General features: G+C 68.7%; 9 protein-coding genes. 3 read left to right on the top strand and 6 right to left on the bottom strand.

The window, feature by feature from the left end:
* Window positions 1–146: 146 nt before the first annotated feature.
* The 6 genes from FHT36_RS14345 to FHT36_RS14370 form a co-directional block, all read right to left on the bottom strand.
* Entirely contained in the window at window positions 147–1,592 is a 1,446-nt protein-coding gene (locus FHT36_RS14345) for a multicopper oxidase family protein (RefSeq protein WP_169123164.1), read from the bottom strand.
* Window positions 1,593–1,663: 71 nt separating this feature from the next.
* On the bottom strand, window positions 1,664–2,038 hold the full coding sequence (locus tag FHT36_RS14350) for a hypothetical protein (protein WP_169123165.1): 375 nt from the start codon (window positions 2,036–2,038) through the stop codon (window positions 1,664–1,666).
* An 11-nt stretch (window positions 2,039–2,049) separates the two neighbouring features.
* Window positions 2,050–5,181 carry an efflux RND transporter permease subunit gene (locus FHT36_RS14355; RefSeq protein ID WP_169123166.1) on the bottom strand — a complete coding sequence of 1,044 codons (3,132 nt, stop codon included), beginning with the start codon at window positions 5,179–5,181 and terminating at the stop codon, window positions 2,050–2,052.
* A 9-nt stretch (window positions 5,182–5,190) separates the two neighbouring features.
* Window positions 5,191–6,834, bottom strand: a complete 1,644-nt coding sequence (locus FHT36_RS14360; RefSeq protein WP_169123167.1) for an efflux RND transporter periplasmic adaptor subunit — start codon at window positions 6,832–6,834, stop codon at window positions 5,191–5,193.
* A 78-nt stretch (window positions 6,835–6,912) separates the two neighbouring features.
* A complete protein-coding gene (locus FHT36_RS24895) occupies window positions 6,913–8,235 on the bottom strand; it encodes an ATP-binding protein (RefSeq protein ID WP_169123168.1) in 1,323 nt (440 codons plus the stop codon).
* Window positions 8,232–8,945 carry a response regulator gene (locus FHT36_RS14370; RefSeq protein WP_169123169.1) on the bottom strand — a complete coding sequence of 238 codons (714 nt, stop codon included), beginning with the start codon at window positions 8,943–8,945 and terminating at the stop codon, window positions 8,232–8,234. Before FHT36_RS14370 ends, FHT36_RS24895 begins: the two co-directional genes overlap by 4 nt.
* Before the next feature lie 1,219 nt (window positions 8,946–10,164).
* Between FHT36_RS14370 and FHT36_RS14375 the strand changes: the two genes are divergently transcribed.
* The 3 genes from FHT36_RS14375 (at window position 10,165) to FHT36_RS14385 (ending at window position 13,325) form a co-directional block, all read left to right on the top strand.
* A complete protein-coding gene (locus tag FHT36_RS14375; RefSeq protein WP_169123170.1) occupies window positions 10,165–10,653 on the top strand; it encodes a GFA family protein in 489 nt (162 codons plus the stop codon).
* A gap of 711 nt (window positions 10,654–11,364) precedes the next feature.
* Complete coding sequence (locus tag FHT36_RS14380; RefSeq protein WP_169123171.1) at window positions 11,365–12,000, top strand: response regulator transcription factor; 636 nt, start codon at window positions 11,365–11,367, stop codon at window positions 11,998–12,000.
* Complete coding sequence (locus tag FHT36_RS14385; protein ID WP_169123172.1) at window positions 12,000–13,325, top strand: histidine kinase; 1,326 nt, start codon at window positions 12,000–12,002, stop codon at window positions 13,323–13,325. The genes FHT36_RS14380 and FHT36_RS14385 overlap by 1 nt, the downstream gene beginning before the upstream one ends.
* Window positions 13,326–13,409: the final 84 nt, after the last annotated feature.

Raw genomic sequence — 13,409 nt, forward strand, 5'->3', positions numbered from 1 at the left:
TGCTTCGCCTCAGCGCCTGAGATACTTGATGAGCGCGGCGATGCCGAGCACGACAAGGGCAGGATGAGGAGGCCGAAGAGCCACATTCCCCACATGCCGCCGCTCATCATCTGATCGTACTGGATGACGGTCTCTCCTCTGCGGGATCAGGCCACCTTCAGCACCGCCATCATGCCGGTGGCCATGTGATAGAGGTGGTGGCAATGGAGGAACCATTCGCCCTTCGGTCCGGCGTCGAAGGCGATGGTGACGGGCATGTGCGGGGGCACCATCACCGTGTCGCGCACCGCCCCGGAGAAGCGTCTCCCGCCGATGCCGACCACCTGGAAATGATGGCCGTGCAGGTGCATGGGATGGCTCATGCCGGTGGGGTTCATGAAGGTCATCTCCACCCGCTCTCCTGGGCTCACCACGAAGGGCTCGGCCTCGGCATGGGTCCGCCCGTTGATGGTCCAGCGGTAGCCGGCCTCCTCCCCGAGCATGATCGGGAAGACCTTGTCGGCCCTGCGCCGCGGCAGCGGCTTGCCGGCGGAAAGACGCGCCTCGAAGTCGAGGTCGAGCAGCCCCTGTGGACGCTCGGCGGCCTCGGGGATGCGCGGGACGGACGCGCCGGCGGTCGCGAGGACGAGGCCGGTGCGGCGCGGCGAGGCCTCAACCTGCGCCAGCACGGGGAAGGCGCCGCCACCGGCGGGTATTTCCACCATCAAGTCTATGCGCTGGCCCTGCGCCAGCGGAAAGGCTTCCGCCAGAAGAGGCGCGCAGGGCACGCCATCGACCGCGATGCAGCGCGGCGAGAGGCCCGGTGCCGAGATGAAGAAGGCGGTGGCGGTACCGCCATTGATGATGCGCAGCCGCACCCGTCCGCCCTTCTCCACCCGCACCACGTCGGGATCGCCGAGGGTGCGACGGTTGGCGAGGAAGGCGTCGTAGTCCACATCATTGGCGTGGGTCATCATCCCGCCGCCCATGCCGCTCATGCCATGCCCGGAATGGTTCATTCCCGGCATGGCCATCCCCGGCATGCCCTGCATGGTCCCGCCCATGCCGTGGCTGCCGTGGGTGCTGCTCCCGCCGAGTCCGGCGAGGATCTCCTGCGGGCTGCGGAAGGAGAAGTCGTGCAGCATCACCACCACGTCCTGCGCGTCGCCGGCGTCGGCCTCGCGGGTGACGAGGGGAGCGGCGAGCAACTGCTGCTCGCTCAGGGTGTGGGAATGCATCCAGTGGGTGCCGGGGGTGAGCGGGAAATCCACCTGGTCCGTCCCGCCGGGCGCCAGTTCGCCGCCGTCGGGTCGCGCCCGGTCCTGGTCCGGCGGGGCGAAGATCTGGCCGTGCCAGTGCATCACCGCAGGGGTGTCGGAGGCGTTGAGCACGGCGCCGGTGAGGCGGTCGCCCTCTTTGGCGAAGATGCCCTCGCCCGCCGGGCCCTTCACCGCGAAAACCTTGGCGGCCTTGCCGTTCACATCGAGGATAAGGCTCTCGACGGTGAGGAGCGGGGCTGCGAAGGCGCGGTTCCACCCGCCGGAAACGGCGAGCGCGCTCGCGGCGGCACCGCCCGCGAGGAAGGCGCGGCGGGAGAGGCTGGGTATTGGCATTGGTCGGGTCATGGTGGGCCTCTCGGAGGCATCGCCGGGCAGACGAGGCGAGGCGGGCATCATGTGGGTTTTCAGTATTTGGCCTGGGCGGAGGAGCCATCCGGAGCCGTGATCTGGACGGCGCCCTTCACCCCCTTGGGAATGGCCACGGCGGCGGTGCCGGCAAGCCGGTTGCCTCCAGCAGGAGACAGGGGAAATCGCTGGGCCTTGCCCTCCACCACGAGGATCGCATTCGCCTTGAAGCCCTCGGCCGGAACGGGCTTGTCGGATCCGTCGCTGAGATAGAGCGCGACGGCGGGCGTGCCGTCGGCCACCAGCTCGGCGTGATAGTGGCCGGCATCCACCCGCACACCGCCATTGGCGCCGGTGCCGGGCTCGTGCGCGAGCAACGGCGTGGCCGAGAGGGTGATAGCGAGGAGGGCCGGAACGAGGCGGCGGAAAATCATGGCAGGCTCCGTCAGAAGGCGTCCGCGCGGGCGGCGCCGGCAAGGGAAGAAGCCTCGCCGGCCGCGGCCACCAGCCGCTCCAGCGGGCGGCGGCCGAAGCCGAGGACGAGGACGGGGGTGAGCACGGCGTCGAGCAGCGTGGCGCTGACGAGGCCGCCGAAAATCGTGATCGCGACGGGGTGGAGGATCTCCTTGCCCGGCACTTCCGCCCCGCTCATGAGCGGCAGCAGGGCGATGCCGGCGGACGTGGCGGTCATCAGCACCGGGGTCAGCCGCTCAAGGCTCCCGCGCATGACGAGGGCCGGGCCGAAGGGCAGGCCCTCGGATATGGCGAGATTGATGATGTGGCTGATCTTCAGGATGCCGTTGCGCGCGGCGATGCCGGTGAGCGTGATGAAGCCGATCATGCTGGCCACCGAGAGCGGCTGCCCGGCGAGCCACAGCGCCGTAACAGCGCCGATGAGTGCCAGTGGCACGCTGCCCATGATGACGAGCGCGAACAGCGCAGAACGATAGCGGCTGTAGAGGATGGCGAAGACCAGCAGCAGCGACACCGCGGCGAGGCCGCCGATGGTGCGCATGGAGTCTTCCTGCGCCGCGAATGTGCCCTCAAGACTTGCAGAGATGCCGGGCGGCAGGTCTGTCGCGGCGATGACGCGGCGCATGTCGGCGATGATGGCCGCCGTGTCGCGGCCTCCGGAGGTATTGGCCAGCACCACGATGCGCCGGCGCCCACCCTCGCGGAGGATCTGGTTCGGCCCGTCCGTCTCCTTCACGTCGGCCACCTGCGAGAGGGGAACCCAGCCGGAGGGGGTCTCGATGAGGAGGCGGCCCAGGCCCTCGGCGCTCCGCGTTGCGTCGGGGAGGCGGACGATCAGGTCGAATCGGCGGTTGCCGTCTACGAGGGTCGAGACCACGCGACCGTTCGAGAGCCGCGCCAGCGCGTCCGTCGCCTGGGCGGGCTGGAGGCCGTAAAGGGCGGCGCGGCCATAATCCACCTGCACCGTGACTTCAGGCACGCGGACCTGCCGCTCCACCTGCAGGTCCGCGAGGCCGGGAATGGCGGCCAGACGCTGGCGCAGGGTTTCGGCCGTGGCGCGCAGGGTGTCGAGGTCGTCGCCGAACAGCTTCAAGGCGATCTCGGCCCTGACGCCGGAGAGCATGTGATCCAGCCGGTGGGAGATGGGCTGGCCCACATTGAAGGAGGCTGGCAGGACGGACAGCCGGTCGCGGATATCGGCGGTGATCTCCGCGCGGCTGCGGACGGAGGGCTGAAGGTCGACCTCGATCTCCGAGGCGTGCACGCCCTCCGCATGCTCGTCCAGTTCGGCCCGGCCGGTGCGTCGGCCCACCGCCTTCACCTCCGGCACCTCAAGGATGATCTTTTCGGCCATGAGCCCCATGCGATGACTCTCGGCCAGCGAAAGGCCGGGCCGGAACGACATGGAGATGGTCAGCGAGCCCTCGTTGAACGGCGGCAGGAAGGCGCGCGGCAGGCCGGCGGTGGCGCCCAGCGCGGCGACGAAGAGGAGAGCCGTCGTGCCCATCACCAGGCGCTGGTGGCGGAAGGCTGTGGAGAGGAGGGCTGCGTAGCCGCGCTTCAGCATGCGGACGAGCGCGCCGTCTCGCTCCGCATGGCGGCTGAGTGCCGGCAGCAGATAGAAGGCGAGCACCGGCGTTAGCGTGATGGAGGTGGCGAGGCTGGCGAGGATGGAGACGATGTAGGCCTGCCCCAGCGGAGCGAACAGCCGTCCCTCGATGCCAGGCAGCGCAAAAAGGGGCACGAACACCAGCACGATGATGAGCGTCGCGTAGACGATGCCGGAGCGCACCTCCCGGCTCGCCGCCACCACCACGTCGAACACGGGGCGGGGCGCCGGGGCGGCGGCATTCTCGCGTAAACGCCGGAAGATGTTCTCCACGTCCACCACGGCATCGTCCACCAGCTCGCCGATGGCGATGGCGAGGCCGCCCAGCGTCATGGTGTTGATGGAGAGGCCGAAGGCGTGGAACACGATGGCCGTGGCGAGGATCGACACCGGGATGGCGGTGAGCGAGATCACGGTGGTGCGCCAGTTGAGAAGGAAGGCGAACAGCACCACCGCAACCACCGCCATGGCTTCCATCAGCACCTTCTCGACGTTGCCGATGGAGGCGGCGATGAAGTCGGCCTGCCGGAACACGGGCGGGGAGATGCGGATGCCGTCGGGTAGCGTGCGGTTGAGATCGGCCACCGCCTCCTCCACCGCGCGGGTCAAGGCGAGGGTGTCGGCCTCCGGCTGTTTTTCCACCGAGAGGATCACTGCCGGGCGCCCCATATAGCCGGCATCGCCGCGCTTCAGCCGCGCGGCATAGTCCACCTGCGCGATCTGGTGGAGGAAGACGTTGCCTCCCGCCGGGCGGGGCAGCACGAGGTTTTTCAGGTCATCGAGGCCGAGCGTGCGCGCGATGTTCCGGATCAGGAACTCACGCCCGTTTTGGTCGGTGAAGCCGCCGCCCGAATTGGTGCCGAATTGCTGGAGCGCCTTTTCCAGGGCATCGAGGGTGATGCCATGGGCGCGCATCGCAGCAAGGTCCGGCGCGACGCGGAACTGCCGCACCTCGCCGCCCATGGGGATAACCTGCGCAACACCGGGAATGGCGAGAAGGCGCGGGCGGATGACGAAATCCGCCGCCTCCCGCATCGCCATGGGCGAGGCGGTGTCGCTGGTGAGAGCGAACATCAGGATCTGCCCCATGATGGAGCTGATGGGCCCCATCTGTGGAGCGACGTTCGCGGGAAGCCGGTCGCGCACGAGGGCGAGGCGTTCCGCGATCTGCTGGCGATTGCGGAAGATATCCGTGCCGAAGTCGAACTCCGCATAGACGACGGAAAGGCCCACGCTGGACACCGAGCGCAGGCGGATGAGGCCCGGTAGGCCGTTCACCGTGGTCTCCAGCGGGAAGGTGACGAGCTGTTCCACCTCTGCCGGCGCCAGGCCCTCGGCCTCGGTCATGATGGTGACGGTGGGGCGGTTGAGGTCTGGCAGCACGTCCACCGGCAGCCGCGTGACCGCATAGGCGCCGTAGACCACCAGCACGAGAGCCAGCGCCAGCACCAGCAGTCGATTGCGCAGCGATTGGGTGACGAGGACGGTGAACATCGGCCGGCCTCAGCGGATCTGATCGATGAGCTCGGCGCCGTCGGTGACCACGCGCTGGCCGGGGGCGAGGCCTGCCAGAACCAGCACGCGGGTGGCATCGAGGGGCTGGGTCTTCACCTCCAGAGAGACGAAGCGCTCGGCACTGACGTGCGCATAGACGATGGATTGGCCGTTCGCCCCGCGCACCACCGCAGAGCGGGGGATCGCGATGCCAATGCGCGGGGCGCCGGCCTCGGCGAATACCGTCAGGAACTGGCCTGGGCGCAGCTCCCCGGTATCCGAGGCGACCGAGAACAGGATGGGGAGCGCCTGCGCGCGTTCGGGTAGTCCCGCCCCCAGAAAGGTGAGGTCCACGGTGCGTCCGTTCGGCAGGCGGCCGGTGGCGCCCGATCGGCCCGCATCCGGCGAGAAGCCGAGGGCCTCCACCCACAGCCGGTCGGGATCGACGATGCGGAACACCACGGTGTTCGGGTCCGCCATCTGTCCCGCCACGGCATCGGCGGCAGCGATGACTCCGGCGACCGGCGCGCGGAGGGCTTCCGGCTCGCGCTGTACCCGCTCCAGCTTGGTCCGGCGGGTCTTGAGGCCGTTCAGCTCGATTTCCGCCTCCTCCACCTCGCGGCGGGTGACGGCGTTGGGAATCGCGGAAAGCCGCTCGTAGCGGCGCTTCACGAGAGCGATCTGCTGGTCCAGCTCGTAGCCCTGCTGCTCCAGGTCCTTGAGGTCGGAGGCGCCGATGGGCGGATGCACGTAGGCGAGGATTTCGCCCGCAGCGACCTTGGTTCCGAGTGGCTTGAAGCCGCCCTCGGGTGGCGCGAGGCGGCCGCCCACCGCGCTCTGCACGAGGCCGCTCGCATTGGCGTCCGGCACCACGCGGCCGGGCAATTCCACCGTGCCGGCGAAGGCGCCAGAAGCCGTGACGAGCGTTCGCACGCCGAGAATGCGCTGGGTCGGTTTGGGCACGATCACCGAGCCGTCGGGGAGGCGCTGTGCCATGTCGCGCGGAGCGGGCTTCGGCGCGTCCGCCCGGGCGTCACGTGCTCCGGCAAGCGCGAGGCCGACCGCCCCAAGGACCAGGAGCGCCCCCACCCGCCGCCGCGACACGACAAGCGCCCCGGCGAGGAAACCGATGAGGAGGCCCGCCGCAACGCCCGCGAGCGCGCCGGACGGTGCCCCGCCGATCAGCGCCAGCGTCGCCGGTGCGGGCGGCCTCGCATCGGATGAAGGTACTGCCGGCCCAATGGTCAGGGTGCCGGCAAGCACGTCCACCGTGTCGCCTGCCGTGACGGTGAAGGCGATATCGTGCGCGCCCGGCGTCGTCGCGAACGGCGCGGGCAACACATAGGTCCCCGGTCCGGAGGACTTTGCGGGCTGCGAGCCTTGGGGCGTGTCCACCTCGACGGTGACGCCCTCCACCGGAGCATTGTCGGCGAAGCGGTCGAGATAGATCGTCAGGATGCCGTCGCGCAGCACCGCTACCAGTTCGAAATCGGAGGAGGCGGCCTCGACACGGGGGGCGAGCGTCGTCACCTGAGGGGGCGGTGGCCCCCCATGGTCGTGGCCTTCGTGGGCCGCAGCGGAGCCGGACAGCGCCGCGCAGGCGAGGAGCCCGCACAGGCCGAACATGACGTTCCGCAAGAAATGGCGCCCCATGCCTCAACCCGTCCGCTCGTGATGCCGGTACGGGTGAGCGATAGCGTGCGGCGCGTCACGCCGCGTATCGCTTCTGTATCAGTTTGTTTCAGCCTGGGCCTTGGGCAGGCGCACCGTCGCGATGAGGCCGCCATCGGGAGCGTTGGCGAGGGTCAGCGTGCCGCCGTGCGCCTCGGCCACGGTGCGCGCGATGGTGAGGCCGAGCCCGACGCCGCCGGTCGCGCGGCTGCGCGAGGCCTCGAGCCGGACAAACGGCTCTAGCACGGCGGCCAGTTGGTCCTCGGGAATGCCGGGGCCGTGGTCGCGCACCGCCAGCAACGCTGCGACGCCCTCGTCCGTGAGCGTCACATGGGCGGAGCCGCCATAGGTGAGGGCATTCTCGACGAGGTTGGACACCATCCGCTTCAGGCTGACGAGCCGTCCCGCCACCACGAAGCGCGGCGGAGCGGAGAGATCGGCGCAAAGGCCCCGGTCCCGCGCTCCGTCCACGATGGTCTCTACCAGCGCCACCAGATCGAGCGGCCGCACCGGCTCGTCGCTGGCCTCGCCGCGCAGGTAGGAGAGGGTGGCATCCACCATCTGCTCCATTTCCGCGATGTCCTCGGCCATGGCGTGGCGCAACGCCGGATCGTTCACATCCTCCAGGCGGAAGCGCAGCCGCGTCATGGGCGTGCGCAGATCGTGGGAGACGGCGGCCAGGGCCTGCGTGCGCCGTTCCACCAGCCCGGCGATGCGCGCCTGCATGCCGTTGAACGCATGGGCCAGCTCGCGAACTTCCTTGGGGCCGGTCTCGGGCAGACGCACGAGGGGGGCGGCGGGCGGCAGGGCCGCAACCGTGCGCGCCATGGCCCGGAGCGGGCGGGTGAGCCACGCGGCGATGGCGAGCGAGAGCAGCAGCACGCCCGCCGCCATGAGCGTGGTGGAGAGCAGGGATCCATGCGCCCCCGGCGCCTGCGGGGCGGAGGCGAACAGGCGGGCGTTGAGCCAGCTGCCGTCCGGCAGGCGCACCGCCACAAGGCTGAGATGCGGATCGGCCCAGGCACTCACCAGCACGTCGCCGGCCTGCAGCTCCGGCGCCAAGGCGCGAACTTCCTCGGCGAGGCGCTGGGCGGCTTCGGTCGCGCGGGCGCCAGCCGCAGCCATCGCCTCCCGGCTCCAATGCGCGTCGATGGCACCGCCGGACAGATCGTGGGCCACATCCTCGCGGCTTTCCGGCGCCACGGCCGCAAGCGACCGGCGCAGGGAGACCAGTTGGTCCGCGAGGCGCACCGCGTGGGCGGCGTGGCGCTGGCGCTCCATGGCGTGCTCGTAGGTCCACAGGCTGAGCACATGCACCACGACGATGCCTAACACCGCGACCACGGCGGTGCGCATGGCGAGGCTGTCGAGGGCGCGGATCACGAGCGCTCCACCTCCGGAGCGAAGAAATAGCCCGCGCCGCGCACCGTCTTCACCATCTCCGGGCTCCCGTGGGACTCGAGCTTCTTGCGCAGCCGGCTCACCTGGATGTCGATGGCACGATCGAAGCCCGTGGCGGTGCGGTTCTTGGCGGCGTCCATCAGCTGATCGCGGTTCAGCACCCGCTGGGGGTGCTCGAGGAAGGTCAGCAGCAGGTCGTATTCCCCGGTGGAAAGGTCCACCACCGCGCCTTCTGGATTGGTCAGTTCCCGCCGGCGGGTGTCGAGCGTCCAGCCGGAGAACTTCAGGCTCGAACCACCCTCGGTCGGAACGGCGTCCGAGGGCCGCGTCCGCCGCAGGACGGCGTGGATCCGGGCGAGCAGCTCGCGCGGGTTGAACGGCTTCGCGAGGTAGTCGTCGGCGCCCAGCTCCAGCCCGACGATCCGGTCCACGTCGCTCCCGCGCGCGGTGAGCATGATGATGGGGACGTTGGAGCTACGGCGCAGATCCCGGCACAGATCGAGGCCGCTGACGCCCGGCAGCATGATGTCGAGAATGATGAGGTCCACGGGGCCGGCGGCCATCGCCTCCCGCATTTCGCGGGCATCCTGCGCCGACGTCACCTTGTGCCCGTGCTCACGCAGGAACTTACCGGCGAGCCGACGGATCTCGGCGTCATCGTCGACAATCAGGATGTGGCCTTCAGGGGACACGGTCGCTCGCTCCTCGGAGCCGCATTTCTATCGCTTCGACGATGCCGCGCAACCGCAATCAGGCCGGAGATCGGCGAGTGCATCGGCGGTGTATGAGGGCGGCAACCGAGCGCCTTGTGGGGAGGTCGCCTGGATTTTTCGTCTGGCTGATCGCAACGTCAGAACAGACGTCTGCTTTTAGCAACAGCCTGGCAGTCGGATACCCTCAAATGAGAGAGGGCCGCACGATCTGATGCCAACCGTCCGACTCCCGTCCGCCCCTGTCAGGGCGATGATGGGGGCGAGCGCATCCTTTTACCGCGGCCACTCCCATTTCCTTCCAAAATCCGAAAGACTTCCGAGGGGTAATAACGAAAGGTGGCATATTCAATCGGTTGAAGTGGTTGTATGCGTCGGTTGCCAAACGCAGAGAAATGAAGAATGGGCGGGTCAAGAGCAGGAGCGTCCGCCCAAATGCGGTGGCTAGAATCCGGACGAATGGGGCGGCATGAGCGGGTCCTCAGTGCCCTAATAATGCTGATCTTTATTCTGACCCTGGGCGCCGGAGCAGCGCTGCTTTTTCATCAATACCAAGGTTCGCCCATGGGCGTCGAGACTGCGCCCCGGCACAGTGATAGCCTTGCCTCCGACGAGACATAGTTCCGGGGTCACCAAATTCGATGTGAGCTAAGTTTGCGACGTGGACAACGGGCAGGTGGTGGATCCGGGCGTACTGGTCGTGCGACTCCGACGCCAGCGGTCACGGTCATCGTGCCGGATTCGGACAGTGCTGCGATGGCACGCCGCGCGCTTTTTAAGATCATCGACGCGGGCGTCCCTCCGACGCCGGCCGCCTTGCTTTAGGCCGCCTTAAGCTCGCGCAGCGCGCCCGCCATGGCCTGCGCGCATGAGGCGCAATGCGTCGCCCTTGAAGACGAGCATCAGGACAAGGGAAAGATGGGCCAGACCAGCACGCTCAGATTTCCATTGACGAACCCTGCTGGCCAGCACCCGCTCAACGGACATTGGGCCGCCCAAGCACCTGAAGCAGCTGCGGGGCGAGGGCGAACTCCAGCAGCGCGGCTGGCAGGGAAGAGTCGGCGCAGTCTGATGCTGTCGTCTCGCGGGACATGATCGGCGCTTGAGTGGACCGACGTCGGGCGGGAGGCTCTCAGCATCAGCTACCCCTGCAACACAATCCCGTCCCGAGCGTTTTTCTCGCTGTTTATGGGAGAAAGCCATGCGTCTTGAGGGTTCGTGCCACTGCCGCGCCGTCCGGTTCACCGTGGAGGCGCACTGTCCGGTACCCTTCATGCACTGCCATTGCTCCATCTGCAGAAAGACTGCCGGGAGCGGCGGCTACGCAATAAATCTCGGGGCGAAGGTCGAGAGCCTGAAGGTTCGCGGGCGTAAGCATGTGAAGGCATTCCATGCGCTTCTTCGCGAACCTGGCCGGCGGGCAATGCGATCGCCAGCCGAACGTCACTTTTGCGGGGAATGTGGCAGCGCCTTGTGGCTTTGGGATCCAAGATGGCCGGAACTTATTCACCCGCACGCCTCGGCCATCGATACGCCGCTGCCGAAGCCGCCCGAGGTGGTGGAAGCAGGCTTAGATTATGCACCATACTGGGTGGATGTGCCGAGCGGGCCCGATCATGACCGAAGCGGCACCTGGCCTAGCGAAACCCTTGAGGAGTGGCATAGGCGGCACCACCTTCTCAGCGAATGACGTAGGACGGTGAGCGTTCTAAAGGCATGGGTCAGGCGTGATCCTCTTGAGTGGCCTTCCTCAGACTCACCCCCGGCCGTTCGCCGTTCTCCGCCACGAAGATCACACCGACATCAGTTGGGCGGGGAAATATCCGACACCACCTTTAGGTTCCCCACGCAGTTGAGAATCCCGCTCAAGAGCCTCCTTATCCTGAGGGTGGCGCCGCGCGGACCAACAGGCGGCTCATGTAGCTCAGTGTTGCGAGTACTATTCCTGCCAACCCCACAGGCCGAGAGCGTGGTGGTGGGCGATGTTTCCGCCTCTACCGGCAAGCTGAAGCTGCGCGCCGTGGACGCGCTAGTCGGTGCGCCGTTCGGGCTCCTCGTGGGGGCTAGCGCTCCCGGTGAGCGAGGTCGGCTATTCCTTCAGCTCCTTCAGCGTGCTCGCGGCTGTGCTCACCCTCATCGCCTTCTCGCGATACGTGATCGGCTTCGGCGCGCGTTGCTTCTTCATCGCGCCTTCCGCCGCCTTCGCCGGATGGGCAGCGGCATCGCCGCGGAGCGGGTGGAGAACGTGTTTCTCGGCTGCGCCTTCGGTCGCGTCGCCGTGGCCCTGGCGGAGATCGCCCGGCCCGGGGGGGCTGCGGCCCGGCCGGCCGAAGACGCCGGCGGAATCCTGACCTGGGCAGGCGCCCATTGTGCCGGCGGCGCGGAGCGATATCCTCGCCCCATGGACATGATCCGCATTCTGCTGGTGGACGACCATCCGATCGTGCGCGAGGGCTACCGTCGGCTGCTCGACCGGCAGCCCGGCTTTTCGGTCGTGGCCGAGGCCGGTGACGGGGGCGCGGCGCTCGCCGCCTTCGCCGCCCATGCGCCGGACATCGTGCTGATGGACCTTTCCATGCCCGGCGGCGGCGGCTTCGCGGCGGTGGAGGCCATGGTGGCCCGCGATCCGGGAGCGCGCATCATCGTGGTGTCCATGCACCAAGGGGCGATCTTCGCCCAGAAGGCGGTGGCAGCGGGCGCGCGGGGCTTTGTGTCCAAGAGCAGCCCCCCGGAGGAGTTGGTCAAGGCCATCACGGCAGTGGCGGCGGGGCGGCGGGCGTTATCGTCGGACATGGCGCAGGAGCTCGCACGCACCACACTCGGCACCGACGACCTCGCCAACCTTACGCCGCGGGAACAGGAGATACTTCTTCTCGTCGTGCGCGGCATGAACGGCCGCTCGATCGCCCGCAGCCTCGGGCTTTCCTCCAAGACCGTGCAGAACAACCTCTCGCTGATCCGGGCCAAGCTCGGGGCCTCCGGCGACGCCGACCTGGTGCTGAAGGCACAGAGGTCCGGCCTCGTCCCGGCCATCTGATGCGCCGGCTCCTGCCCCAGCTGGTACTGCGGGTGCTGGCGGCGGGGCTCGTCACCGTGGTGGTCGCCGCCGGCTGGGTCCTCTGGGATACCGCCGAGGCGGCGCGGCAGGATGTGGCGACCACTGCTGTCCGCGTCGCCGACGCCATCGCTGCCCGCCCGAGCTTTGAGGGGCTCGCCTTCGGCGGCGTCGCGCCGGTGCCGGTGTTCCGTGACTGGCAGGCCTTTCCCGCATGGACCCTCATCGCACCGGGGATCTGCGTCGAACTCGGCGCGCGGGAAAATCCGCTGCACCGGCGTTGCGGCCCCTATGTCGCCGCCGATGTGGCGCCGCCGGGCTGGTTCGTCTGGCTAGCGGGGCACCTCGGCCTGATGCCTGACCCCATGTCCGTGCCGGTGCGCACGCGCTACCTTACCGATGCCTATGTCACCGCTTCGGCGGACACCGGCGTCGTCATGAGCCGTGCTTGGACGCGGACCGGCGACCTGATGCGGGTGGCGGTGGGCATGGCGCTCGGAGGCTCCATCCTGACCGGCCTTTTGATGGTCCGGCTTCTCGCCCCGTTCCGCATCATCCTGAGCGGCATCGAGCGCCTCCAGCGACGCGACTTCTCGGCCGGGCTGCCGCCGCTCCACGTCGCCGAGTTCGATCGCCTGAGCACCGCCTTGAACCATACGGCGGAGACGCTCAAGGAGGCGCAGGCCATGCGCACCGAGCTGACGCGTCGCCTGTTCACCATGCAGGAGAGCGAGCGGCGGGCGCTCGCCCGCGAGTTGCATGACGAGTTCGGCCAATGCCTCACCGCCACCCGTGCCCTCGCCACGGCCATCGCGCAGTCGAAGGAAACCACCGCCGAGGACGGCGCGCGGATCGCCGAGATCAGCGGCCAGATGATGGACAGCTTGCGCGCCGAGTTGTCCCGCCTGCGCCCGCCCGACCTCGACGACCTCGGCCTGTGCCATGCGCTGGAGCGCCTCGTCGCCGACTGGCGCAGCCGCGTGCCTGCCATCCGCTTCGCGCTGGAGCTGAAGGGTGACATGGAGGCGGTGCCGGACACCCTCGCCCTCAGCCTCTATCGCATCGCTCAGGAGTGCCTCACCAATGCGGTCCGGCATGGCGGCCCCGGCAGCGTGGTGCTGACGCTGGAGGTCGCCGAGACGATCACCCTGACCGTCGAGGACGACGGCGCCGCGCCGCCCGACAGCCGGGCGGGCGACGGCTACGGTTTGCTCGGCATCCGCGAGCGGGTCGATGCGCTGGGCGGCAGCTTCGCGCTGCTGCCGTCGGCTGGCGGCATGCGGGCGATGGCACTACTTCCCAGCTGATCCGGGTGATCTTCCCGAGCCGGCCGGGAAGGGCTCTCTGGCGGCGCGGCGCTGGGCACCGGCATTCTCCCCCACCATCGGGAG

This window comes from Xanthobacter sp. SG618, from assembly GCF_012932745.1.
Classification (GTDB): domain Bacteria; phylum Pseudomonadota; class Alphaproteobacteria; order Rhizobiales; family Xanthobacteraceae; genus Xanthobacter; species Xanthobacter flavus.